General features: G+C 60.7%; 27 protein-coding genes and 1 pseudogene. 14 read left to right on the forward strand and 14 right to left on the reverse strand.

All coding sequences use genetic code 11. The features are described 5' to 3' along the window. Nucleotides 1–217 precede the first annotated feature (217 nt). The 7 genes from secY to GFM02_RS12950 all read left to right on the forward strand — a co-directional run bounded on the left by secY (nucleotide 218) and on the right by GFM02_RS12950 (nucleotide 5,547). On the forward strand, nucleotides 218–1,558 hold the full coding sequence (gene secY, locus GFM02_RS12920; protein WP_131664196.1) for a preprotein translocase subunit SecY: 1,341 nt from the start codon (nucleotides 218–220) through the stop codon (nucleotides 1,556–1,558). Beyond that, nucleotides 1,555–2,205, forward strand: coding sequence for an adenylate kinase (locus GFM02_RS12925; RefSeq protein WP_011651424.1), 651 nt, complete (start codon nucleotides 1,555–1,557; stop codon nucleotides 2,203–2,205). Before secY ends, GFM02_RS12925 begins: the two co-directional genes overlap by 4 nt. A 222-nt stretch (nucleotides 2,206–2,427) precedes the next feature. Continuing rightward, complete coding sequence (rpsM, locus tag GFM02_RS12930) at nucleotides 2,428–2,796, forward strand: 30S ribosomal protein S13 (RefSeq protein WP_003573772.1); 369 nt, start codon at nucleotides 2,428–2,430, stop codon at nucleotides 2,794–2,796. Between the two features lie 133 nt (nucleotides 2,797–2,929). Next, nucleotides 2,930–3,319: a 30S ribosomal protein S11 gene (gene rpsK / locus GFM02_RS12935; protein WP_003547577.1), complete on the forward strand. Its 390-nt coding sequence runs from the start codon at nucleotides 2,930–2,932 to the stop codon at nucleotides 3,317–3,319. Nucleotides 3,320–3,416: 97 nt separating this feature from the next. Beyond that, complete coding sequence (locus GFM02_RS12940) at nucleotides 3,417–4,427, forward strand: DNA-directed RNA polymerase subunit alpha (protein WP_003547579.1); 1,011 nt, start codon at nucleotides 3,417–3,419, stop codon at nucleotides 4,425–4,427. A 177-nt stretch (nucleotides 4,428–4,604) separates the two neighbouring features. Next, complete coding sequence (gene rplQ / locus GFM02_RS12945) at nucleotides 4,605–5,027, forward strand: 50S ribosomal protein L17 (protein ID WP_003558556.1); 423 nt, start codon at nucleotides 4,605–4,607, stop codon at nucleotides 5,025–5,027. An 85-nt stretch (nucleotides 5,028–5,112) separates the two neighbouring features. Continuing rightward, the gene (locus tag GFM02_RS12950; RefSeq protein WP_168321826.1) at nucleotides 5,113–5,547 is read left to right on the forward strand and encodes a DUF2809 domain-containing protein; all 435 of its coding nucleotides are present in this window, start codon (nucleotides 5,113–5,115) and stop codon (nucleotides 5,545–5,547) included. A gap of 84 nt (nucleotides 5,548–5,631) precedes the next feature. Here the strand turns inward: GFM02_RS12950 and msrQ are convergent, their stop codons facing one another. Together msrQ and msrP are read right to left on the reverse strand one after the other, a co-directional pair. Further along, entirely contained in the window at nucleotides 5,632–6,288 is a 657-nt protein-coding gene (msrQ, locus tag GFM02_RS12955) for a protein-methionine-sulfoxide reductase heme-binding subunit MsrQ (RefSeq protein ID WP_168321827.1), read from the reverse strand. Continuing rightward, nucleotides 6,288–7,235, reverse strand: a complete 948-nt coding sequence (gene msrP / locus GFM02_RS12960; RefSeq protein WP_168321828.1) for a protein-methionine-sulfoxide reductase catalytic subunit MsrP — start codon at nucleotides 7,233–7,235, stop codon at nucleotides 6,288–6,290. The genes msrQ and msrP overlap by 1 nt, the downstream gene beginning before the upstream one ends. 330 nt (nucleotides 7,236–7,565) lie before the next feature. Between msrP and ilvD the strand changes: the two genes are divergently transcribed. Continuing rightward, complete coding sequence (ilvD, locus tag GFM02_RS12965; RefSeq protein WP_168321829.1) at nucleotides 7,566–9,404, forward strand: dihydroxy-acid dehydratase; 1,839 nt, start codon at nucleotides 7,566–7,568, stop codon at nucleotides 9,402–9,404. Between the two features lie 58 nt (nucleotides 9,405–9,462). Here the strand turns inward: ilvD and GFM02_RS12970 are convergent, their stop codons facing one another. Both GFM02_RS12970 and GFM02_RS12975 read right to left on the reverse strand, forming a co-directional pair. After that, the gene (locus tag GFM02_RS12970; RefSeq protein ID WP_168303849.1) at nucleotides 9,463–9,813 is read right to left on the reverse strand and encodes a lysozyme inhibitor LprI family protein; all 351 of its coding nucleotides are present in this window, start codon (nucleotides 9,811–9,813) and stop codon (nucleotides 9,463–9,465) included. Between the two features lie 22 nt (nucleotides 9,814–9,835). Next, the gene (locus GFM02_RS12975; RefSeq protein ID WP_168303850.1) at nucleotides 9,836–10,216 is read right to left on the reverse strand and encodes a YkvA family protein; all 381 of its coding nucleotides are present in this window, start codon (nucleotides 10,214–10,216) and stop codon (nucleotides 9,836–9,838) included. A gap of 258 nt (nucleotides 10,217–10,474) precedes the next feature. Between GFM02_RS12975 and GFM02_RS12980 the strand changes: the two genes are divergently transcribed. Together GFM02_RS12980 and GFM02_RS12985 are read left to right on the forward strand one after the other, a co-directional pair. Continuing rightward, complete coding sequence (locus tag GFM02_RS12980) at nucleotides 10,475–11,878, forward strand: DegQ family serine endoprotease (RefSeq protein WP_168321830.1); 1,404 nt, start codon at nucleotides 10,475–10,477, stop codon at nucleotides 11,876–11,878. Further along, the gene (locus GFM02_RS12985) at nucleotides 11,875–13,191 is read left to right on the forward strand and encodes a replication-associated recombination protein A (RefSeq protein ID WP_168321831.1); all 1,317 of its coding nucleotides are present in this window, start codon (nucleotides 11,875–11,877) and stop codon (nucleotides 13,189–13,191) included. The genes GFM02_RS12980 and GFM02_RS12985 overlap by 4 nt, the downstream gene beginning before the upstream one ends. A 13-nt stretch (nucleotides 13,192–13,204) precedes the next feature. Here the strand turns inward: GFM02_RS12985 and GFM02_RS12990 are convergent, their stop codons facing one another. From GFM02_RS12990 to GFM02_RS13010, 5 genes are all read right to left on the reverse strand, one after another. Next, nucleotides 13,205–13,516, reverse strand: coding sequence for a DUF1883 domain-containing protein (locus tag GFM02_RS12990; protein ID WP_020049547.1), 312 nt, complete (start codon nucleotides 13,514–13,516; stop codon nucleotides 13,205–13,207). Between the two features lie 132 nt (nucleotides 13,517–13,648). Further along, nucleotides 13,649–13,912: a hypothetical protein gene (locus tag GFM02_RS12995; RefSeq protein ID WP_062945446.1), complete on the reverse strand. Its 264-nt coding sequence runs from the start codon at nucleotides 13,910–13,912 to the stop codon at nucleotides 13,649–13,651. A 26-nt stretch (nucleotides 13,913–13,938) separates the two neighbouring features. After that, nucleotides 13,939–14,121, reverse strand: coding sequence for a hypothetical protein (locus tag GFM02_RS13000; RefSeq protein WP_062945447.1), 183 nt, complete (start codon nucleotides 14,119–14,121; stop codon nucleotides 13,939–13,941). 115 nt (nucleotides 14,122–14,236) lie between these two features. After that, complete coding sequence (gene dapA, locus GFM02_RS13005; RefSeq protein WP_168272891.1) at nucleotides 14,237–15,157, reverse strand: 4-hydroxy-tetrahydrodipicolinate synthase; 921 nt, start codon at nucleotides 15,155–15,157, stop codon at nucleotides 14,237–14,239. An 8-nt stretch (nucleotides 15,158–15,165) separates the two neighbouring features. Further along, nucleotides 15,166–15,324 carry a hypothetical protein gene (locus GFM02_RS13010; protein WP_168272878.1) on the reverse strand — a complete coding sequence of 53 codons (159 nt, stop codon included), beginning with the start codon at nucleotides 15,322–15,324 and terminating at the stop codon, nucleotides 15,166–15,168. Nucleotides 15,325–15,459: 135 nt separating this feature from the next. Between GFM02_RS13010 and GFM02_RS13015 the strand changes: the two genes are divergently transcribed. Then, nucleotides 15,460–16,455, forward strand: coding sequence for an alpha/beta fold hydrolase (locus GFM02_RS13015; protein ID WP_205930285.1), 996 nt, complete (start codon nucleotides 15,460–15,462; stop codon nucleotides 16,453–16,455). Nucleotides 16,456–16,497: 42 nt separating this feature from the next. On the opposite strand, the gene GFM02_RS13020 is transcribed toward GFM02_RS13015, so the two are convergent. Then, nucleotides 16,498–17,502 (reverse strand): ketopantoate reductase family protein, encoded by a 1,005-nt coding sequence (locus GFM02_RS13020; protein WP_168272889.1) that lies wholly within the window; start codon nucleotides 17,500–17,502, stop codon nucleotides 16,498–16,500. Nucleotides 17,503–17,561: 59 nt separating this feature from the next. Between GFM02_RS13020 and GFM02_RS13025 the strand changes: the two genes are divergently transcribed. After that, nucleotides 17,562–17,702: a hypothetical protein gene (locus GFM02_RS13025; protein ID WP_168272888.1), complete on the forward strand. Its 141-nt coding sequence runs from the start codon at nucleotides 17,562–17,564 to the stop codon at nucleotides 17,700–17,702. Between the two features lie 55 nt (nucleotides 17,703–17,757). On the opposite strand, the gene GFM02_RS13030 is transcribed toward GFM02_RS13025, so the two are convergent. Beyond that, a complete protein-coding gene (locus GFM02_RS13030; protein ID WP_168303857.1) occupies nucleotides 17,758–18,336 on the reverse strand; it encodes a nucleoside 2-deoxyribosyltransferase in 579 nt (192 codons plus the stop codon). A 466-nt stretch (nucleotides 18,337–18,802) separates the two neighbouring features. Between GFM02_RS13030 and GFM02_RS13035 the strand changes: the two genes are divergently transcribed. Then, the gene (locus GFM02_RS13035; RefSeq protein WP_205930300.1) at nucleotides 18,803–19,777 is read left to right on the forward strand and encodes an alpha/beta hydrolase; all 975 of its coding nucleotides are present in this window, start codon (nucleotides 18,803–18,805) and stop codon (nucleotides 19,775–19,777) included. Between the two features lie 40 nt (nucleotides 19,778–19,817). Here GFM02_RS13035 and GFM02_RS13040 read toward each other — a convergent pair whose 3' ends face one another. Then, a complete protein-coding gene (locus tag GFM02_RS13040) occupies nucleotides 19,818–20,435 on the reverse strand; it encodes a carboxymuconolactone decarboxylase family protein (protein ID WP_003547626.1) in 618 nt (205 codons plus the stop codon). A gap of 63 nt (nucleotides 20,436–20,498) precedes the next feature. Next, the gene (locus tag GFM02_RS13045; protein ID WP_168321833.1) at nucleotides 20,499–22,034 is read right to left on the reverse strand and encodes a sensor histidine kinase; all 1,536 of its coding nucleotides are present in this window, start codon (nucleotides 22,032–22,034) and stop codon (nucleotides 20,499–20,501) included. A 242-nt stretch (nucleotides 22,035–22,276) separates the two neighbouring features. Here GFM02_RS13045 and GFM02_RS13050 point away from each other — a divergent pair, with 242 nt between their 5' ends. Further along, nucleotides 22,277–22,735 carry a cupin domain-containing protein gene (locus GFM02_RS13050; RefSeq protein WP_168321834.1) on the forward strand — a complete coding sequence of 153 codons (459 nt, stop codon included), beginning with the start codon at nucleotides 22,277–22,279 and terminating at the stop codon, nucleotides 22,733–22,735. Nucleotides 22,736–22,890: 155 nt separating this feature from the next. Here the strand turns inward: GFM02_RS13050 and GFM02_RS13055 are convergent. Then, a pseudogene (locus GFM02_RS13055) lies at nucleotides 22,891–23,022 on the reverse strand (IS481 family transposase); the annotation flags it as partial.

Here is a 23,022-nt window from a genome sequence, read left to right on the forward strand (position 1 = left end):
GCCCGGGGTGCTTCACACCGGGCGATTTTGCTCCCATATGTGGGCCTCACAAAAACTTGGCTGGCGCGCCCGCGTCATGCCGGTAAGACTCGAAAACAAGGGTGAGGCATGGGGTTGCGTTGCAATCCGTCCTAAGCCCGGTTTTGAATAATTTCATACTGATTCCGGGTCCGCTCTGTCCCCCAGAGACGCCGGAATTGGTAGCGCGGAGAAATGCATGGCTTCTGCAGCGGAACAATTGGCATCCAACCTCAATTTTTCGACCTTCGCCAAAGCCGAGGATTTGAAGAAGCGCTTGTGGTTCACACTGGCAGCTCTCCTCGTCTACCGACTCGGCACGCATATTCCGCTTCCAGGCCTCAATCCCGAAGCCTATGCCCAGGCTTTCCGCGGCCAGGCAGGCGGCATTCTCGGCCTTTTCAACATGTTTTCGGGCGGCGCCGTTGAGCGCATGGCAATCTTCGCGCTCGGCATCATGCCTTATATCTCTGCCTCGATCATCGTGCAGCTGATGACTTCGGTCGTGCCGGCGCTCGAAAACCTCAAGAAGGAAGGCGAGCAGGGCCGTAAGATCATCAACCAGTATACCCGCTACGGTACCGTTATCCTCGGTGCGCTGCAGGCCTATGGCATTGCCGCCGGCCTTGAAAGCGGCCAAGGCTTGGTCGTCGACCCGGGCTGGTTCTTCCGCGTCTCCACCGTTCTGACGCTGCTCGGCGGCACGATGTTCCTGATGTGGCTCGGCGAGCAGATCACCTCGCGCGGCATTGGCAACGGCATCTCGCTGATCATCTTCGCCGGCATCGCCGCCGGCCTTCCCACTGCTCTTGCCGGCACGCTCGAACTCGGCCGCACCGGCGCGCTGTCGACCCCGCTGATCCTACTCGTGATCATCGTCGCGATCGCCGTCATCGCCATCATCGTCTTCGTCGAGCGCGCCCAGCGCCGACTGCTGATCCAGTATCCGAAGCGCCAGGTCGGCAACCGGATGTTCCAGGGCGATACGTCCCACCTGCCGTTGAAACTCAACACATCAGGTGTCATTCCGGCAATCTTCGCATCGTCGCTGCTGCTTCTGCCGGCAACGATTGCGGGCTTTGCCAGCACCACGGCAATGCCCTCCTGGGCGACATCGATCGTCGCGGCCCTCGGTCATGGCCAGCCACTCTATATGGTGCTCTATGCGGCGCTGATCGCCTTCTTCGCCTTCTTCTATACGGCCATCGTCTTCAATCCGAAGGACACGGCTGATAATCTGAAGAAGCATGGCGGCTTCATTCCCGGCATCCGTCCGGGCGAGCGCACCGCCGAATATATCGACTACGTGCTGACCCGAATCACGGTGATCGGCGCGCTCTATCTCGTCTTCGTCTGCATCCTTCCGGAGATATTGGTGTCGCAAACCGGCATTCCATTAGCCCTTGGTGGGACTTCGCTTTTGATCGTGGTTAGCGTAACTCTTGATACGGTTGCACAGATCCAGGGTCACCTGATCGCGCAGCAATACGAAGGCCTGATCAAGAAATCGAAGTTGCGTGGAGGAAAGAGGGGGCGATGAGACTTATCCTTTTGGGGCCGCCGGGCGCGGGTAAAGGAACCCAGGCCCAGCGGATCGTGGAAAAGCACGGCATTCCGCAGCTTTCCACGGGGGACATGCTGCGTGCAGCGGTTAACGCCGGCACCGATGTCGGCAAGCGCGCGAAGGCGGTCATGGACGCCGGCAAGCTCGTCTCGGATGAGATTGTCATTGCCATCGTTTCCGAGCGTATCGATCAACCCGATTGCGCCAACGGCTTCATCCTCGACGGCTTCCCCAGGACGCTTGTCCAGGCGGATGCCACCGAGGCGATGCTGAAGGCAAAAGGCCTCGACCTTTCGGTCGTCATCGAATTCCGTGTCAATGACGACGAGTTGGTTCGTCGCGTTGCCGGTCGCTACTCCTGTGCACAGTGCGGCAGCGTCTATCACGATACCGATAAGGTTCCGGCTGCCGAGGGTGTGTGCGACAAGTGCGGTTCCACGCACTTCAAGCGCCGTCCTGATGACACTCCGGAGACCATGACGGCTCGTCTGCAGGTCTACTACAAGGAAACCTCACCGCTGATCGGCTATTACCATGCCAAGGGCAAGCTCAAGTCCGTGGACGGGATGGCAGAGATCGATCAGGTGACGGCCGAAGTTGAAAGCATTCTTTCCAAGCTTTAAGGCTTTGAAAATAAACTTGGCGGAACGGTTGCTTTTCAGCAGTGATTCCGCTAAACACCGCGCCAACTCGCGACATTCCATGCGATCGGCGCGGATTTCCCAGGGAAGTCCGGGTGCGGTCGTTTTGACATGTTACGGACGTAAATCTGAACGGGCGGTTCTCAAGAGCCGCATAACGAAGCCCACTTGCCGGATGGCAACTGGAATGCAAGGAGAACAGGCGTGGCACGTATCGCTGGCGTCAACATCCCGACTGCGAAGCGCGTTGTTATTGCGCTGACCTACATTCACGGGATCGGTCCGAAATTCGCACAGGAAATCGTCGAAAAGGTCGGTATCCCGGCCGAACGTCGTGTGCATCAGCTGACGGACGCAGAAGTCCTTCAGATCCGCGAAGCCATCGACCGCGACTATCAGGTCGAAGGCGATCTTCGTCGCGATACCGCGATGAACATCAAGCGCCTGATGGACCTCGGCTGCTACCGCGGCCTGCGTCATCGCCGCGGCCTTCCTGTCCGCGGTCAGCGCACGCATACCAATGCCCGCACCCGCAAGGGACCGGCAAAGGCAATCGCTGGTAAGAAGAAGTAATTTCCGGGAAACCGGGGTGGGGAGGCTGGCGGTCTGCGCCGGCCTCTTTTGAGTTTGGAGCGGGACCATATAGGCGCCGTTCCGGTGTAGCCGCTGGCATTACGGCGGTGAAGAGATCAACGAAAGGAATACCATGGCTAAGGAAGCCGTCCGCGTTCGCCGTCGCGAGCGCAAGAACATCTCGTCGGGTGTCGCTCACGTCAACTCGACCTTCAACAACACGATGATCACCATCACCGATGCGCAGGGCAATGCGATCGCCTGGTCGTCGGCTGGCGCCAAGGGCTTCAAGGGCTCGCGCAAGTCGACCCCGTTCGCTGCCCAGATCGCTGCCGAAGACTGCGCCAAGAAGGCCCAGGAGCACGGCATGAAGTCGCTGGAAGTCGAAGTCTGCGGTCCGGGTTCGGGTCGTGAATCGGCTCTGCGCGCGCTCCAGGCTGCAGGTTTCATGATCACGTCCATCCGCGACGTGACCCCGATCCCGCACAATGGCTGCCGTCCGCGCAAGAAGCGCCGCGTCTGATCATCGCTCTCGTCATCGGTGAGCGCCCGTGCGCTCCCGGTGGTTTTCAAGCTCGGTTGCCACGATTGGATGGTGGCAACGAACGGAAGGCAAACTCATGATTCAGAAGAACTGGCAGGAACTGATCAAGCCGAACAAGGTGGAGTTCTCTTCGAGCTCGCGCACCAGGGCGACGCTTGTTGCCGAACCGCTGGAGCGCGGCTTCGGCCTCACCCTCGGCAACGCGCTTCGCCGCGTTCTGCTCTCCTCGCTGCGCGGTGCTGCCGTCACGGCGGTGCAGATCGATGGCGTGCTGCACGAATTCTCTTCGATTCCGGGCGTCCGCGAAGACGTCACGGACATCGTGCTCAACATCAAGGAAATCGCCATCAAGATGGATGGCGATGATGCAAAACGCATGGTCGTGCGTAAGCAGGGGCCGGGCGTTGTCACGGCTGGCGACATTCAGACGGTCGGCGATATCGAAATCCTCAACCCCGAGCATGTCATCTGCACGCTCGACGAGGGCGCCGAGATCCGCATGGAGTTCACCGTCAACAACGGTAAGGGCTACGTTCCGGCCGAACGCAATCGTGCGGAAGATGCTCCGATCGGTCTCATCCCGGTCGACAGCCTCTATTCGCCGGTCAAGAAGGTGTCCTACAAGGTTGAAAATACCCGCGAAGGACAGGTTCTCGACTACGACAAGCTGAACATGACCATCGAAACCGATGGCTCGATCACCGGCGAAGACGCCGTCGCTTTTGCGGCGCGCATTCTCCAGGATCAGCTTGGCGTCTTCGTCAACTTCGACGAACCGCAGAAGGAAACCGAAGAGGAAGCAGTCACCGAACTCGCTTTCAACCCGGCTCTCCTGAAGAAGGTGGACGAACTCGAACTGTCGGTCCGTTCGGCAAACTGCCTGAAGAACGACAACATCGTCTACATCGGCGACCTCATTCAGAAGACCGAAGCAGAAATGCTCCGCACGCCGAATTTTGGTCGCAAGTCGCTGAACGAAATCAAGGAAGTTCTCGCTTCCATGGGCCTGCACCTCGGCATGGAAGTGCCGGCATGGCCGCCCGAGAACATCGAAGATCTCGCCAAGCGTTACGAAGACCAGTACTGAGCGGCGTGAGGAAAAGTGTAAAGCGGTTTTCCGCCCGCACGCCGATCGCAAGAACATAACAAAAGGCAGGCTCTTTCGGCTGCCTTTCCCCGTCAAACAGCAGGCCGATCGCCTGCATGTGCCAGGAAACGGCAGGCCCACTTAGCGTAAGGGCACCTGCATTAAAGGAGAATAGCAATGCGCCATGGTAAAGCCGGCCGCAAGCTGAATAGAACTGCAAGCCACCGCAAGGCGATGTTCGCCAACATGGCGGCTTCGCTGATTACCCACGAGCAGATCGTCACGACCCTGCCGAAGGCCAAGGAAATCCGTCCGATCGTCGAGAAGCTCGTCACGCTCGGCAAGCGCGGCGACCTGCATGCTCGCCGTCAGGCGATCTCGCAGATCCGCGATGCTGCCGTCGTTTCGAAGCTGTTCGACACGATCGCAACGCGCTACGCCACCCGCAATGGCGGCTACCTGCGCATCATGAAGGCCGGCTTCCGCCAGGGCGACAATGCCGCCATGGCCGTGATCGAATTCGTTGACCGCGATGCCTATGCCAAGGGCGCTGCCGACAAGGCCCGCGTCGCTGCCGAAGAGCAGGCCGTCGCCGCTTAAGTCTTCCGCTTCGGCGGAAACAGAACAGCCGGGCTCACAAAGCCCGGCTGTTTTTGTTTCTGATATGGTGACGGGACCGGCTCCATTGCGCAAAATCATTCTGGCTCGCTCTCCGCAGTTCCTTCGACTGGCCGCGCTGTTTCTTGTCATCGTTCTCGGGCTGACGCTCAGACGGCTTGGCTATGCGGCCGATCTGCCTTTCATCGTCGTCAAATATGGTGGATCGGCACTCTGGGGAGCGATGGTCTATCTGCTCGTGGCGCTTTTTGTCGCCAGGTCACAGCCGGTAGCAATAGCTGTCACAGCGCTGTTCATAGCGATCTCATTGGAATTGTTCCGGCTTTATCACACGCCCTGGCTCGACGCGTTTCGGCTGACAACGGCAGGCGCCCTGCTGCTTGGGCGCGTATTTTCGCTTTGGAATATGCTGGCTTACGCAATCGGCATAGCTGCGGCCTGCGCCTTCGATCCGGCACGCCGGACTGCGTTGCAGCGCCGCGCGTCTTTTCAGACGCGCTAAGGACGCTCTATCACTTTGAATCTGCGCATAATCCTTTCCGAAAATCGATTCCGATTTTCGGGGTTATGCACTAAACCTGCCGTCTCACGAAGCCGACGCCATTGCGCGATTGCGCGTCCGCCCTTTGCCCTTCTGTCTGTTGCGTGCGATCGGTCGGTAGGAGCGGTAGAGGATCAGCGCGATGATCAGCCCGACATAGATATATTGCTCGAGGTCGAGGATCTTGGTTGAGAGCGCGAAGTGCAGCGCCCCGCAGGCGGCGATGATGTAGACGAGGCGATGCAGCCAGATCCAGTTCTTGCCGAGCCGGCGGATCGAGAGATTGTTGGATGTCAGCGCCAGCGGAATGAGCATCGCAAGCCCGGCCATGCCGAACATGATGAAGGGGCGCTTCAGCACGTCGTTGATGACGGCTGCAATATCCATCGCCTGGTCGAGCACCATGTAGACGGTGAAATGCATCAGCGCGTAATAAAAGGTCAGCAGGCCAAGCGCGCGGCGGTAACGCAGATAGTTCCAGCCGAAGAGCTCACGGGCAGGGGAAACGGCAAGTGTTGCGATCAGGAAACGGATCGTCCAGATGCCGAGGAAAAGCTCGAAGGTCTTGACCGGATCGGCGCCGAGCTGATCGGTCGCGCCGAGATAGAAAGTCCAGGCTGCAGGCACGAGCCCGACGACATAAAGCAGCCAGACGGAGGCGGGCTGCCAGCGCTTCGGGATGGCGAGCGACAGTTCCGCCATCAGAAATTCGCCTTCAGGTCCATGCCGGCATAAAGGCTTGCGACTTCGTCGGCATAGCCGTTGAAGGGCAGGGTGGGGTGGCGGCTCGCGCCGAAGAAGCCGCTCTCGCCGATGCGCCGTTCGCTGGCCTGGCTCCAGCGCGGATGGTCGACCTCAGGGTTGACGTTGGCGTAGAAGCCATACTCCTGCGGATTGGTGACCTGCCATGTATTCTTCGGCTGCTGGTCGGTGAGCGTGATCCTGACGATCGACTTGATGCCCTTGAAGCCGTATTTCCACGGCACGACGAGGCGGATCGGCGCGCCGTTCTGGTTCGGCAGCGTTTCGCCATAGAGCCCGACGGCCAGCAGCGTCAGCGGGTGGCGCGCCTCGTCGAGGCGCAGACCTTCGACATAGGGCCAGTCGAGCGACTGGAAGAAGCCCTTCTGACCCGGCATCTCGTCTGGCCGCACCACGGTTTCGAAGGCGACGTACTTGGCGCTGCCGAGCGGCTCCACCTTGTCGAGCAGCGATGCCAGCGGAAAGCCGTCCCACGGGATGACCATCGACCAGGCTTCGACGCAGCGCATTCGGTAGGTGCGCTCCTCGATCGGGAATTCCTTGATCAGCGCCTCGAGGTCGAAGGTGCCTGGCTTGTTGACCATGCCGTCGACCTTGACCGTCCAGGGCAGCGGCTTGAAATCGCCGGAAAGAGCTGCGGGATCGCCCTTGTCGAGGCCAAACTCATAGAAATTATTGTAGGTCGTGACGTCCTTGATCGGCGTCGCCTTCTCGCCGACCTTGTACTTGCTCTCAATGGCGGAGAGGGCCGCAGCACTCGCCTTGCCAGCGCTGTAGAGCCCCATGGCGCCAAGCGCTGCCGCGCCGAGGAATTCGCGACGGCGCAGATAGATCTGGCGCGGCGTGATCTCTGATGAGGCGATCTTCGTTGGGCGATAGGTTGGCATGTCGAAATCTCCTGGGCGGATTTCTACAATATAGCCTTTAAACGACCCGCCCGCATGTCCGGATCAGTGTCTAAGCCTTGAATATTACGGACGTGAAGCCAATTTTTTGTGTTCGGTCGTGATGGAATAGGCTGTAACGAAAAGTCGCGTCGAACCGTATATGATCGATGGGCCTCGTGGCGCTTCTCCCGGCGTACCGGATTTGGGCTTCCCGGTAGTGACAGCCCCCGTCGATTGGATTAGGACAATTCCAAAAAGCAGCGTTTGCCCGGCCCGCAGGCTCCATGCCGCCCGGCTTCGCCTGATTCCGACACGTTGAGGAAGACACCGATGCCAGTTTACCGCTCCAGAACCACGACCCATGGCCGCAACATGGCGGGCGCCCGCGGCCTTTGGCGCGCAACGGGCATGAAGGATTCGGATTTCGGCAAGCCGATCATCGCGGTGGTGAATTCCTTCACCCAGTTCGTCCCCGGCCACGTGCACCTGAAGGACCTCGGCCAGCTCGTTGCCCGCGAGATCGAGGCGGCCGGCGGTGTCGCCAAGGAATTCAACACGATCGCCGTCGATGACGGCATCGCCATGGGCCATGACGGCATGCTTTATTCGCTGCCCTCGCGTGAGCTCATCGCCGACAGCGTCGAATACATGGTCAATGCCCATTGCGCCGACGCCATGGTCTGCATCTCCAACTGCGACAAGATCACCCCCGGAATGCTGATGGCGTCGCTGCGCCTCAATATCCCGACCGTCTTCGTCTCGGGCGGCCCGATGGAAGCCGGCAAGGTCGTGCTCCACGGCAAGACGCATGCGCTCGACCTCGTCGACGCCATGGTCGCCGCAGCCGACGACAAGATCAGCGACGAGGACGTTCAGACCATCGAACGCTCCGCCTGTCCGACCTGCGGCTCCTGCTCCGGCATGTTCACCGCCAACTCGATGAACTGCCTGACGGAAGCGCTCGGCCTGTCGCTGCCCGGCAACGGCTCGACGCTCGCCACCCATCTCGACCGCAAGCGACTCTTCGTCGAGGCCGGTCATCTGATTGTCGATCTCGCCCGCCGTTATTACGAGCAGGACGACGTCAAGGCGCTGCCGCGCACCATCGCCTCCAAGCAGGCCTTCGAGAATGCCATGGCGCTCGACATCGCCATGGGCGGCTCGACCAATACGGTTCTGCACATCCTTGCTGCCGCTCACGAAGGCGAGATCGATTTCACCATGACCGATATCGATGCGCTATCGCGTCGGGTGCCGTGCCTGTCGAAGGTCGCACCCGCCAAGAGCGATGTGCATATGGAAGACGTCCATCGCGCCGGCGGCATCATGTCGATCCTCGGCGAACTCGACAAGGGTGGCCTGCTGAACCGCGATTGTCCGACAGTCCATGCCGAGACGCTGGGCGATGCGATCGATCGTTGGGATATCACCCGCACCAACAGCGAAACCGTGCGCAACTTCTATCGTGCCGCACCCGGCGGCATCCCGACCCAGGTCGCCTTCAGCCAGGAAGCCCGTTGGGATGATCTCGACACCGACCGCGAGAACGGCGTCATCCGCTCGGTCGAGCATCCCTTCTCCAAGGATGGCGGCCTTGCCGTGCTCAAGGGCAACCTTGCGATTGACGGCTGTATCGTCAAGACCGCAGGCGTCGATGAATCGATCCTGAAATTCTCCGGCCCCGCCCGCGTCTTCGAAAGCCAGGATGCGTCGGTCAAGGCGATCCTTGCAAACGAGGTGAAGGCCGGCGACGTCGTCGTCATCCGCTACGAAGGCCCGAAGGGCGGCCCGGGCATGCAGGAAATGCTCTATCCGACGAGCTATCTGAAGTCGAAGGGCCTCGGCAAGGCCTGCGCGCTGATCACCGACGGCCGCTTCTCCGGCGGCACCTCCGGCCTCTCGATCGGCCACGCCTCGCCGGAAGCGGCAAATGGCGGCACGATCGGCCTGGTGCGCGAAGGTGACATGATCGACATCGACATCCCCAACCGCACGATCAGCCTGCGTGTCAGCGAGACCGAACTTGCCGCCCGCCGCGGCGAACAGGACGCCAAGGGCTGGTATCCCACAGAAGTCCGCAGGCGCAACGTCACGACCGCGCTGAAGGCCTATGCGGCTTTCGCAACAAGCGCCGATCGCGGCGCGGTACGCGATCTGAACGCCCGCTGATCAGCTTCAGCCTGCGACCCGCTGATGAAGAGTCAGCGGGTCTATCAACCGGTCGCTTTCAAAGCGGCCGGTTGATGTTTTTATAGGTCTCGCCGAGCTGTTTCAGCCGCTCGTCATAGGCCGCCTTGATGCAAGTTGCATCCGTCCCGCACTCTTGGCGTTTCTTCAGCCAGGCCGTCTGCTCGTCCTGCAATGTGCCGCGCGAACCCATCGCCAGCAGGCCGGAGAGCAGCTCGAAAGTCGTCACCATCTTCACATCGGCATCGTTGAGTGCGCGGTTATCGCAGATCGCTTTTTCATCCGCCTTCAATTCTTTCGCATCGCAATCGAAGCTTGCTGCCTGTGCCAGGTTCGATCCAATGAGCAGGATCGCAAAGACGAGGGCCGCTGTCGTTCTTATCGTGATCATTCATACGTTCCTATGCTGCCGGTCAGGCTAGCTTCCGCAGTGCCAGAGCCAGGAAGATGATGCAGACGAGCCAGACGGCAAGGATGAAGATCAGCCCGACCCGGCTGGGGGGACGCTCGATGCGCCCTGTCGCCTCCGTACGAAGCTCGTTCATTACCTCTACTGGCACGAGCCGGATCGCCAGCATGATGCCGAGCGGCACAATGAAGAGATCGTCGAGATAGCCGAACACGGGAATGAAATCGGGGATGAGATCGATGGGCGACAGCGCGTAGGCGGCAACGGCGCCGGCCACCGCTTTGGCATGCCAAGGTACGCGGGGATCGCGGGCGGCAAGCCATAGGGCCACGATGTCACGTTTCAGTGACTTCGCCCAGTTTTTGGCTTTTGATATCAGTTGCATGGCCAATCTTCCTGAATCAAATTCACAATGATTTCAACCGCTTTCCAAGACGCCCTCTCGCCTTGTTCTTCCATGCTTCCGCCCTCTTTCCTTTCTAGCGTCGGGCCGCAGAACAGGATGATTTTAGGCCGGCTCGGCCTAAAATCTGAATCCTGTTCGCAATTAAATAGTTAGAGCATGATGTCGTCCGAAAACCGCTCACACTTTTCGGCATCATGCTCTAAAACGTTCCTCAAGAGGATTTCAAAAGGGATACCCATGCAAGGCCTGTCCAAGCGCGCCTCCGTCTCGCTATTCGCTCTCATGCTCGTTCTGCCGCTTTCTGCCCATGCGCAGACGGCAAAGACCGTACCCGAAAGCCAGATGCAGATGCAGCTCTCCTTCGCGCCGCTCGTCAAACAGACGTCAGGCGCAGTCGTCAATGTTTATGCGGAAAAGACCATCCGGCGGCAGTCGCCCTTTGCCGGCGACCCTTTCTTCGAGCAATTTTTCGGCCAGCAGATGCCGAACCGTTCGGAGAAGCAGTCTTCGCTCGGCTCTGGCGTCATCGTCGAGGCGAACGGAACTGTCGTGACCAACAATCACGTCATCGAGGGCGCCGACGATATAAAGGTGGCGCTCTCGGACGGCCGGGAATTCCCCTGCAAGGTGGTGCTGCGCGACGACCGTGTCGATCTTGCCGTGCTGAAGATCGACACCAAGGAAAGCTTTCCGACATTACCGATCGGCAATTCCGATACGGTCGAGGTCGGTGATCTCGTGCTGGCGATCGGCAATCCCTTCGGTGTCGGCCAGACGGTGACGAGCGGGATCGTCTCGGCGCTTGCTCGCAACCAGGTGATCAAGAACGAGTTCGGCTTCTTCATCCAGACCGATGCCTCGATCAATCCCGGCAATTCCGGCGGTGCCTTGATGAATATGAAGGGCGAGCTGATCGGCATCAACACGGCGATTTTCTCGCGCGGCGGCGGATCGAACGGCATCGGTTTCGCCATCCCTGCCAATCTGGTCAAGGTCTTCCTCACGTCTGCCGATGCCGGCGTCAAATCTTTCGAGCGGCCCTATGTCGGCGCAAGCTTCGATGCCGTGACCTCGGAAGTGGCTGAGGCGCTGGGGCTGAACAAGGTCCGCGGGGCGCTCGTCGTCAAGGTTTCTGAAGGTGGGCCGGCCGCCAAGGCCGGCTTGAAGGCCGGCGAAATCGTCACCGCCGTCGACGGAATTTCCGTCGAGCATCCGGATGCGCTGCTCTACCGGCTGACCACAGCCGGTCTCGGCAATTCGGTCAAGCTCACCGTCATCGAGAATGGCCGCGAGGAGCAACTGCCGCTGACGCTTGCCCGCGCCCCGGAAACCTCGCCGCGCGACCAGCGCACCATCGGCGGACACACGCCGTTTACAGGTGCCGTCGTCGAGAACCTGTCGCCGCGGGTCGCTGACGAGCTGCGCATGCCGCCGGAATCGGCGGGCGTCGTCGTCTCCGAGGTGAAGGAGGATTCGCCTGCCGCCCGTCTCGGTTTCGAGCCGAAGGATATCATCGTCTCGATCAACGGCACCGATGTGAAGTCGACCAGCGAACTGTCCGAGATCGCCGATAGCGACCCCGGCCTCTGGCGGGTCGAGATCGAGCGCGACGGCCAGCGTATCCGGCAATTTTTCCGATGAGCAACGATCTCTTCGCGCCGCGCGTCCCGGAGGAGGTCGCTGCCAGGCGACCGCTTGCCGACCGGCTGCGGCCGAAGACGCTTGCCGATGTCACCGGTCAGGAACACCTGACCGGTGAGGACGGCGTGCTGAAAAGGATGATCGAAAGCGGCTCGCTTGGTTCGATGATCTTCTGGGGGCCGCCGGGCACCGGCAAGACGACGGTGGCACGGCTGCTCTCGGGCGAGGCGGGACTGGCCTTCGAGCAGATATCGGCGATCTTCTCCGGCGTCGCCGATCTGAAGAAGGTGTTCGAAACAGCCCGTTTGCGGCGTATGGACGGCCGTCAGACGCTGCTCTTCGTCGATGAGATCCATCGTTTCAACCGCGCCCAGCAGGACAGTTTCCTGCCGGTCATGGAGGATGGCACCGTCATCCTCGTCGGCGCCACCACTGAGAACCCGTCCTTCGAACTCAACGCCGCTCTGCTGTCACGTGCCCGTGTGCTCACCTTCAAGTCGCATGACGAGGAGAGCCTCGAGGAACTGCTGAAGCGTGCCGAGGCGATCGAGCAGAAGCCGCTGCCGCTGACGGAGGATGCCCGCGCCAGCCTGATCCGCATGGCCGACGGCGACGGCCGCGCGGTGTTGACGCTTGCCGAAGAAGTCTGGCGCGCGACGCGCGAAGGCGAGAGCTTCGATACCGAAGGACTGACGCGCATCGTCCAGCGCCGTGCCCCGGTCTACGACAAGGCGCAGGATGGCCACTACAATCTGATCTCGGCACTGCATAAATCCGTACGCGGCTCGGATCCCGATGCAGCGCTCTATTATCTCGCCCGCATGTTCGATGCCGGCGAAGATCCGCTCTATCTCGGCCGGCGGCTGGTGCGCATGGCGGTGGAGGATATCGGTCTTGCCGATCCGCATGCGCTGGTGATCTGCAATGCCGCCAAGGATGCCTATGAGTATCTCGGCTCGCCGGAAGGCGAACTGGCGCTGGCCCAGGCCTGCGTCTATCTCGCCACCGCCCCGAAATCGAATGCCGTTTACACCGCCTTCAAGGCGGCAAGCCAGGCGGCAAAACAGAACGGCTCGTTGCTGCCGCCGAAGCATATCCTCAACGCGCCGACCAAGCTGATGAAGGGCGAGGGCTACGGCGAGGGCTACCGCTATGACCACGACGAGCCGGATGCCTTTTCCGGCCAGGATTATTTCCCGGAGAAGATGGGCCGCCAGATCTTCTACGATCCGCCGGAACGCGGCTTCGAGCGCGATATTCGCAAGCGGCTGGAATGGTGGGCAAAACTTCGCAAGGAGCGTAATCCGCGCTGAAACCTGGCAAACCTCAGGAGGTGCGCGGCGTCTTCTGATTTGCCGGCGCTGCGATCACCTTGACGGAAGATTCCGCAAGCCCGTGATGACCTTCCATATCGACGATGACATGCCAGTGACCACTTTCCGGAACGGCGATCTTGATTGGCGATTTGCGTGCCACGCCGCCGATATATTTGAAATCGAGAACCTCGGTGAACCGCTGGAAATTCGGGGCCGTCATCAGGCGGACATTGTTCACGGCATTCAACGACACCTCGATGATCGTTCCGGTGCGTTGTTCCTTGAGATCGTAATGGGTGAAGCGGAAATTCGGTTTCGGCATCGGTCTCGTGGCGTCTGAAGTCTCTGCGCCAGGATTCTACCAGAATGTCGGTTAAGGAAAAGTTGGAAATCGGCCGTTCAGCTCATGTCTTCGTACTCCCGCTGCATGAAGACAGCGGGAGTACAGCAAGATTTAGTGGATATTCGCGGTGCCGCGCGCAAAGGGCGCGAATTCGAGCACCATGCCTGCGGCCGCCCTGTGGATATCGGCGGAGGGGCAGTTACATTCCCCAGCTGCGAAATGGAGGGCGGCCGCTTCATTGATGAAGAGCCCGCCGACGAGGCCTTCACGGTCGTGGACGATCCAGCGGCCGCTTCTGTCGCGGCCGACGGTGAAGCGGGCGGAAGGCGAGGGTGCCGCAGCGGGAAGGCTGCGGCGTTGCTGTGCATTTGCCATTGTGCTGATCCTTCGGTCCTGATGCTTCAACGGGAGATGAGGTCGAACATCATCTGGACCAGGCCGGCAAAGGCCAGCGTCATCGCAAGGCGGGGCGCAATCGCGGCAAGGCCGGAGAGCATCGAATGGGAGGGATCGGCGGCGAGTGTGCTGAGGCGGCTGCGTTGCAGCGGGTCGCTCTCGGCACTCGGTTCAGTCAGGCGTGACATTGGTTTGTCCTTTCGAAGTCTCAACCGCCGCTTGATCGAGCGGCGGTCACGCTTCAAAAATAAGCTGGGGTGGGTAGGGTTTCCATTTGGCGGCGAAAACGAAAATATAAAAATCTCATAGGGATAACGCCATCCTCGCGCTGCTTTCGTCAACAAAGGGCGCAAGCGCCTTGCCGATGGCGAAACGCATCTCCGGCTCGGCAGCGACAAGCGGAAGGCGAAGCTCGGCCTCCAGGCCGCGCATCAGCCGAAGCGCGTGTTTGATCCTCGCCGGATCGCCCTCCGGCCCGAGGGCTGATATCAGCGGCAGCAGCCGATCCTGCAGAGAACGCGCGGCCGAAAGGTTTCCGGCCCGTGCTGCCTGCTGCATCGAGGCGAAGAGCCTTGGCAGAACGTTGGCGCCCGGCGAGATCACGCCGTCGCCGCCAGCGATGGTGAAGGCGAGCGCGGAAGGGTCATGGCCGGAAAAGAAGCGGAGGCGCTGTCGCAGGATCGGCGAAAGCCCGGCGAAGCGAGCGATGTCGCCCGTCGCGTCGCGAATGCCGACAATCCCCGGGATGGCGGTCAGGCTGAAGAACGTGTCCGTCGAAAGATCGCTCGCCGCCTGCGCCGGCGCATGGTCGACGATGACAGGCAGTCGGCTCGCCGCTGCCACCTGCTCGAAGTGGTGGATGATGCCTTTCTGCCCGGGCTTGGAATAATAGGGCACGGTGACGAGTGCGGCGGCGGCGCCGAGCGCTTCGGCCTCGCGGGTGAGTGCGATCGTGCTTTCGGTGGAGTTGGTGCCGGTGGCGGCGATAACGCAAACGCGGCCGGCCGCGGACCGGATGCTGAGGTCGATCACCTCAGCGCGCTCCTGCGGCGAAAGCGTCGGGCCTTCCCCTGACACGGAGCAGACAGCAAGCCCGTCGACGCCGCTAAGGATCTGCCATTCTGCAAGCGCCCGAAACGCCGGCCTGTCGAGGCCGCCATGGCGAAACGGCGTGACAAGAGCGGTGATCGCGCCGCCAAGGCGCGGCATTCTCGCCGTTTCCATGGCGGATCTCAGAGCGCGCCGAAAATGACGTAGAGTTCGACGCAGGCGAGCACCATGCCAAAGACGATCAGCGCCTGGGCGGTGCGCTTTTCGCGCATCTGTCGGCTGCCGCGCTTGATCCTGTGTGGGCGAAAGCGCTGGAAACCGGAGGACATGACATTTCGCATGGCATTTGACCTTTGCAGTGATGGCGAAAGCCTACTGCTGGGCGCGATAGGAAATCCATTCGGAGCGGGGCACGAAAATATAGGAACGGCATAAAGGCCGATGCGAGAAATTTCGAAGCGTGCTGTCGGAAAGACATGAGCGCCGCCGTCCTTGCGGTATCGATGCAAACACGGAGCAAGGACATGTCGAAGATGACGCTGATTTCGATGATCGCAACGGCTGCCGCATTCCTGGCAGCGCCCGGTATATCGGGCGCCGACAGCAGCACGCCTGTTATCGAAGAGAAGAAGGCTGCAGCGCCGATTGTCAGGAAGGGAAGCCTACCGGTCAACGGCATCGATTATTATTACGAGATCCGCGGCGAGGGCGAGCCGCTGCTGCTCCTTCACGGCGGCCTCGGGCAGATCGAGATGTTCGCGCCGGTCATGCCTGTTTTCACCGACCACCGGCAGGTGATCGCCGTTGATCTGCAGGGCCATGGCCGCACCCCGCTCGGCAACCGGCCGATCGAGCTTCCGGCCATCGGCGCCGATCTCGCAATCCTGGTGAAGCAGCTCGGTTACGACAAGCTCGACATCTTCGGCTATTCCTTCGGCGGCGGGGTGGCGTTGAACATGGCGGCGAACGCGCCCGACCAAGTGCGCCGGCTGGTGATACTCTCGGCACCCTATGCGCAGAACGGCTTCTTCCCGGAGATGCTGCCGCAGCAGGCGGCCGTCGGCGCCGGTATGGCCGACATGATGAAAGACACGCCGATGTTCCTCTCCTACAAGGCGGTGGCGCCTGACGTTTCGGAATTTCCGAAGCTACTCGACGCCATGGGCGCGCTGATGCGCGAACCCATCGACTATAGCGATGCCGTCGCCAAGCTCACCATGCCGGTTATGCTGATCTATGGCGATGCCGACATGATCCGGCCCGAGCATATGATCGACTTCTACCACAAGCTCGGCGGCGGTTTGCGCGATGCGGGCTGGATGCGGGAAAACATGTCGAAGAACCGGCTGGCGATCCTGCCCGATCTTACCCACTACGAGACCTTCGCCTCGCCCCTCATGGCGAATATGGCGATGACCTTTCTCGATGGCGGCGGCAAGGCGCCGAACTGGGCCGAGCAGGTCGGAAAGTAAGCGAAGGCGGCTGGGTTTTTCCCGGCCGCCCTTCCTCCGCAATCAGCTGCTGCGCTGGTTTTCCCGATCCAATTGGGTCACCAGCGCCAGGATCGTTTCCGAAACCGGCGTCGGCACGGCGCTCAGGCGTCCGAGCGCCACCACCATGCCGACCAGCGGCGTGATTTCGAGCGCCTTGCCGCCGATCAGATCCTGTAGCATCGATGTGCGCACGCCGCCGATATGGCGCGATTGTTCCAGCCGCTGTTCGACGGTCATGCTGAACCGCGCACCCAAGGCCTCGCCGACGGCGCGGACCTCACTCATCACCCTGCCGACCGTAGCGGAAAGGGCGGGATCCGCCATGATGTCGGTCATCAGCGCCCTGGTCAGCGCGCTGATCGGGTTGAAGGCGGCGTTGCCCATCAGCTTGCTCCAGATCTCGCCACGGATATCAGCTGTCGTCGTAATGCTGAGGCCGGCGCCGGTCAGCACCGCGGCGATCGCCTCGAGATCGGGCGAGATGTCGCCGGAGGGCTCGCCGAGCACGAAGTGGCCGTTGTGGGAAAGCTGGATCTCGCCGGGGTTGATCACCTCGGCACCTTGATAAGCGACGCAGCCGATGACGCGCTCCGGCTCGATCAGCCGCCAGAGCCTGCCGCCGGGATCGAGCTCATCGAACTGCAGCTCGGCATGCCGGCTCTGGGTATCGCGGTGAAAATACCACCACGGGATGCCGTTGAGGATCATGACGACGCGGGTGCCCTCCTTGAGGAGGCCGGCAATGCCTTCGGCAGCGGGTGCCAGCTGATGCCCCTTGAGGCCGGTGATGACGAGATCCTGCGGCGGCAATGTCATGGGATCGTCGGTCGCGGTGAGGCGGACATTGAGCGGCCTTTCCGCATCGGCCTCGCGCAGGCGGAGACCGTTGTCGCGGATGGCGTCGAGATGCGCCCCACGCGCGACGACGGAGATGGTGGCGTCGTTTCCGGCCTGGCGTGCCAGCTTGGCGGCGATAGCGCCGCCAAGCGCCCCAGCGCCATAGATGCAGATGGACTTGATGGACATGCTCGCCTCTTCATGGTGGTGATCGAACCTAGATCTAGGCCACGAAAGGCGTAAGGCGAATGCTAATTTGCCGCAAGCAAGGCGAGCGGGCGCCAGACGGTGAGCCTTTGCGCGATCGCATGCTGCTCTTCGATTATGGCCACCGTATCGCTGCGATCCTCTTCTCGCTCGCGAGCGTGCTGGCGGACCGGGCTCTCTGATATCAACGAGAAGCGTTGACAGGGAAGAAGTCGGTGCCGTCAGCGCGATCCAATGTCAAAGCTGACTGCCATCAGCACGCATTCCGGCAATCGTCTGAATCGCTTCAAAATAAACCGCCAGGTCGCGGGCAGGATCCGCCGGGAGTGCGGCCGCACGAAACACCTTGCCTCCCGTCGCCTCAACCCCTCCGTCGATCATCAGGTTGTCGGCCATCCCGTGGTTTTCGATCGCAATGCCATCCGGTCCGCGTGGGCGCCCGCTCGTCTCATCGATATCGAGTCCCGCATACCAGATCGAGCGAACACGCAGACCATAGTCGTCGGGATGATTGGTATAGGCGAAGACCGCTTTTCCCAGCGCAATCATGAAGCCGATCTCGTAGACCGTACCCGGATCGGCGCTGACGCCTCGAAAAGGAGTGATGTTGGCAAGGCAGATCTCGGCCCGACGCATGGCGTCGTCGTTGCGTGCGTAGATCTCTGCGGCCGTCCGCTTCACCGGCGTCTGGTTTTCGTCGCTGCCGGGACCGGTCGGCTCGAAGCCGAACTGGCGCGCCAATCGGCGTTTCTCGGCCATGATGGGCATGGCATCCGGAAGAAAGACTTCCGGGCCGGCAAGGTAAATGGTGGTCATCGGTATCCTTCACTCACAAGCAAGACGAGGCGCCGAGGGCAGGGGACAACCAGGCACGTCGTCCATCTCCGACGGAAGCGCGGCAAATGGCAAGCCATGCTGGCAGCCATTGTTTAATTTTTTAAGAGCAGTCTGACGAATCCACAGGGAACGGGCAGCTGCCGACTTTCATTCCAGGCAGAGCGGAGGGACGTTCAGAGGATCCGCCGTATCTCCGTCATAGAGCAGCCGCCTGATATGGACGGCCCTCAAGGCGGCATCGACCGCACCCAGGCTCGGACGGGTGCGGCGATGTTCGTGGAATGAAAAAGCTTGGGGTTCGCGCCTGTCACCCTTTTGACTCCGGTGGACGAACCGGCCAAAGATGCCGCATGGCCAGTATCGTCGGGAGAGGTTGATGAACGGTCGGATTTTGCCAGCTGGTATTCGAAGAGCCCCAAAGCGGCTCAAATGTCTGTTCCCCGCTTTGGCTGCACTGACGCTGCTCGCCTCGGCGGCGGTCGGGCGGGACATTGGGCCGCAAAGCCCGGCCTCGCGCGAACAGGTCGAAAAACTCGTCGGCCTCTGGAAAGATCACTTTGCCGGCGCCGATAGCCTGCAGCAGCAGCGAACGGCCTTCAGGACGCTGATGGAGACGACGCCGGGGCCGACGCGCATCCAGGTGCGGCAGGTCGATGCCGACGGCGTCGACGCCGAGCTGATGTGGCCTGCCCGTCTTCATCACCCGATCGGCCAAAGGGTAATCCTCTATATTCATGGCGGCGGCTTTTCCAGCGGCTCCATTCGCACACATAGCCTGCTTGCCGGCTCGCTCGCCAAGGCCGCATCCAGCGACATTCTTCTCATTGATTATCGGCTGATGCCCGAATATGGCTATCCCGCGCAGATCAACGACGCGCTGACCGCCTATCGCTGGCTTCTCGACAACGGCTATCGGAGCGAGAATGTCATCGTGGCCGGAGACGGCGCCGGCGGCAATATCGCGATCGAGACGGTGCTGCGGCAGATGCGGGCGGCGAAACCGCTGCCGGCGGCGGTGATTGCACTCAGCCCCATCACCGATCTTGCCGCGACGGGCGGCTCGATGACATCGAATGCCGAAAGCGATCCGCTGGTCAGCAAGATGTCAATCGAGAGCTTGCGCAAAACCTATCTCGGCAGCCGATCTCCGACCGATCCCCAGGCGTCGCCGCTCTATGCCGACATGACTGGTTTTCCGCCGCTGCTGCTGCAGGTCGGCTCCGGCGAAGTCCTGCTGGACGACACGCTGCGGCTCGCCGACAAGGCGCGTCAGGCGGGGGTGGATGTCACCACCGAGGTCTGGCCGGGCATGCCCCATCAATGGCAGCTGTTTCCCTCGCTGCTCGACGATGCCGATCGGTCGAGCCAGAATATCGCCGAATTTGCGATCCGGCATTTTGCCGACAAACCGCAGGAATAAGGCCGCAGGACCAGGCGTCCTGGCGCGCCTCGTCATCGTATCATTGCGCGCGAGATGGTGACGGCGCCAGAGGCCGCTCGACCTCCCGGCCGACGCTGAGCGCCTTTCGCACATTCGGTTCCAGCCGCTCGATATAGGCGTGGTCGGGTGCAGCACCCAGCGCATCCAGCATTTTCGAGAAGAAACACCGGGCCGCTGCCGCAGCCGTGACGTCGAAGACATCGGCGTCACTCAGCCCATGTTTCTTCAGCCCGTCGATATCCTGCTGCGTCACCGACGTCGCATCGCGCGCCACCTTGGCGGCAAAAGCCATAATCGCGCGTTCGCCGGCATCGATCGGCGCCTTCTCCGTCTCGTTGACGACGGCAGTCAGCCCGTCGCTGGTGAAACCCTCGCGCAGCAGCACCGAGCCGTGCGCCAGCATGCAATAGGAGGATTTGAGCTCCTTGGCCGCCGCCAGCGTCACCAGTTCGTAGCGCCGCAAGCTCATATGGCCGCGAATGCTCGAAAGCAGTGCCGCCCAGCTCTCCATCACCTCCGGCCGATGGCCGAAGGCCCGGTACATGTTCGGCAGATAACCATAATTCGCCTCGGCCGACGCATACATCGACGTCGTCTTCTCGCTGGCGGATGCGTTGGGGGTGTGAATGAAAGCCATGGCGTGATCCTCCTCTATAGTGAGAAGGATAGGGTAGATATGCAGGACAGCAATCCTGAAACGTCAGGCAGCGTTATTGGCCGCGGAAGCGTTACCACTTCTCTTGATGGGAAGGGTTACGGTAAACGTCGATCCGCATCCTCTTGCGCTTCGAACCTCTATCGAGCCGTTATGCAGTTCGATGATCTGCTTCACCAGGTTGAGACCGATACCGGTTCCGGCAATCCCGGTCGAAGTCCGGGCTCGAAAATAGCGCTGGAACAGCCGGGGTACGTCTTCGGCATCGATCCCCACGCCGTCATCGCTGATCGAAACTTTGACGTTTCCCGTCTCTGCCCATGCGGTGACGCGAATTTCGGAGGTTCCAGGCGCGTATTTGACGGCATTGGAAAGCAGGTTGGTAAAGACCTGGGCCAACGTGCGGGGATCGGCATCGATGAACTCCGGCAACCCATCGATATCCAACACAAAGCTGTGCGATTTTGCAATCGTCGACTGCCGCTCACAACATGTTTTTATCAATGATCTCAATGCGCAGGCGTCGTAATTGATATCGATCTTGCCGGTATCAAGGCGTCCGGCTGACAGGATGCTCTCCATGAGATCGACAATCCGGGTCACCGATGCGCGGATTTGATCGACCTTGTCGCTGAGAAATTCGGGCTCGACCGCCCCCCTTTTTCGCAACAGCCGCTGGGCAGCAGCGTCGATGATTGCAAGCGGAGTCCTGAATTCATGGGATGCCATCGCCACGAACTGCCGTTGCAATTCGTTGATGTTCCGCTCCTGCGCCAGCATGCGCTCGAGCTCCCGCGCCTGCCGCTCGACTTCCGCCGTGCGGCTCTTAACCGTCGCTTCGAGCTGATCGTGATGCCGGCGCAGCTCTTCGGCAAGTCGCACGGTCTTTGTCACGTCCTCATGCGTGGCCACGTATCCACCCGTTTGCATCGGATTGTGGGTGATCTTGATAACGCGTCCATCGGCCAGGACGATGTTCTGGCTGGCCGGCGCACCGCGTGCTGTCGCTTCGAAGACCACGTCAAAATAGGCGGCGGTATCGGCCGGCCCATTTCCCTCCCGGCTGCGATAGGCCAGGATATCCACAAGTGGCGTTCCCGGTTGCGTCAGGCGGTCTGGCAGATTGTACATCCGCGCGTAGGAGGCGTTGCACAATATCAGGTTCTTGGCCGAATCGAACATGCACAGCCCATGCGGCATATTGCTGAGGGCTGCGTCGAACCGGCGATGTTGCTCGGTCAGGCTGTCTTCGACGCGAATGAGGGTCGAGATGTCCTCGTAGCTGAGGATCCAGCCTCCATCCTTCGACGGCGCGCAGGTCAATGCGACCATCCCTCCGTCGGAAAGGGCAAATTGAGACGTGGGCGCTGCACCGGCCATCGACCGGCGGGATGCCACTGCACGGCAGTCTGCAGTGCCCGGCAATCCGTCGATATTCATGCCTTTGCGAATGGCTCCTTCCGCAAGGCCGAGAATATCAAGCGTGCGGGAATTGAAAGCCGTCACCGTACCGGCAGGATCAAGCAGAACAATGCCCTGAGGCAGGCTCTCCAGGATAGATTCAAACAAGTGTGGCATCATCCGGTCCTGCTTCAGATCTGGTGCGTTGCACGTATCCGTAGCATTCGTCACAAACGATAAAGTTTCGCTAATGTCTATCGTCGGGAATTCCTCGATGGAAACCTGGAAGACAGCGGGTCGCCGCAGTATGGCCTGTACTGGCTTTATTGTCCGACGAATGGCTCATGCTAGTTTGCCGGTGATAGCGCTTGGCAACGATCGTGTGGGAGCGAAACCTCGAAATTCCAATAAGGATGATCGCTATGAGCAGCATGGAAACGAAAGAGTTTGTTCTGGCCGGCGTGGTTATGAAACGCCTGCTGTCCGGCCGGCAGACCAACGGTCAATTCTGCCTCTTCGAAAACACCAGCGGCGGAAATACGAAGACGCCGATCCATGTCCACGCCGAGGACGACGAAACCATATACGTCATGGAGGGCGCCCTAACCGCCGTGGTCAACGGAGAAGGGCACAGATTGACCGCTGGTCAGAGCATCTTTCTCGAGCGCGGGGTGCCACATCAACTGATGAATATGAGCGGCCGGCCGGCACGCTATATCCTGATCGATACGCCGGCTCTCTTCGATCAGTTCCTTGAAGAAGCTGGCCACAAACGCCGGCAAGGCGAAGTGGCCGCACCGCCGACACCCGAGGAGGTTGAACGCCTCAGGACGGCTTCCGCGAAATTTGGCATCACCCTGCTGCCTGACTGGCCCACTTAAGTTTGATTATCGCGACCGTATTGCGATAGGAACCAGAGTTCAATGAAGACGCTGTTTTGCTTGCTCCGGCAGGCTGCGGCGAACCGTATGTCGACTTCGGATGGAGCGCCAGGCTGAGCAGTAGATAGTCGTCCCTGTTGGACCAGGAAAGTCCGCTAGGTGTTTAGTCCCGGCATTTGATGGATAGGATCGATGATGAATCGATCTGGCTCGGAAGTCCACCTTTTGCAGATGAACTCGAAGGGGGTGAGGCCCTTTAGTGTCTTGAGCCTGCGCCCAAAATTGTA

The organism is Rhizobium leguminosarum bv. viciae (genome assembly GCF_012276115.1).
GTDB classification, from domain to species: domain Bacteria; phylum Pseudomonadota; class Alphaproteobacteria; order Rhizobiales; family Rhizobiaceae; genus Rhizobium; species Rhizobium leguminosarum_T.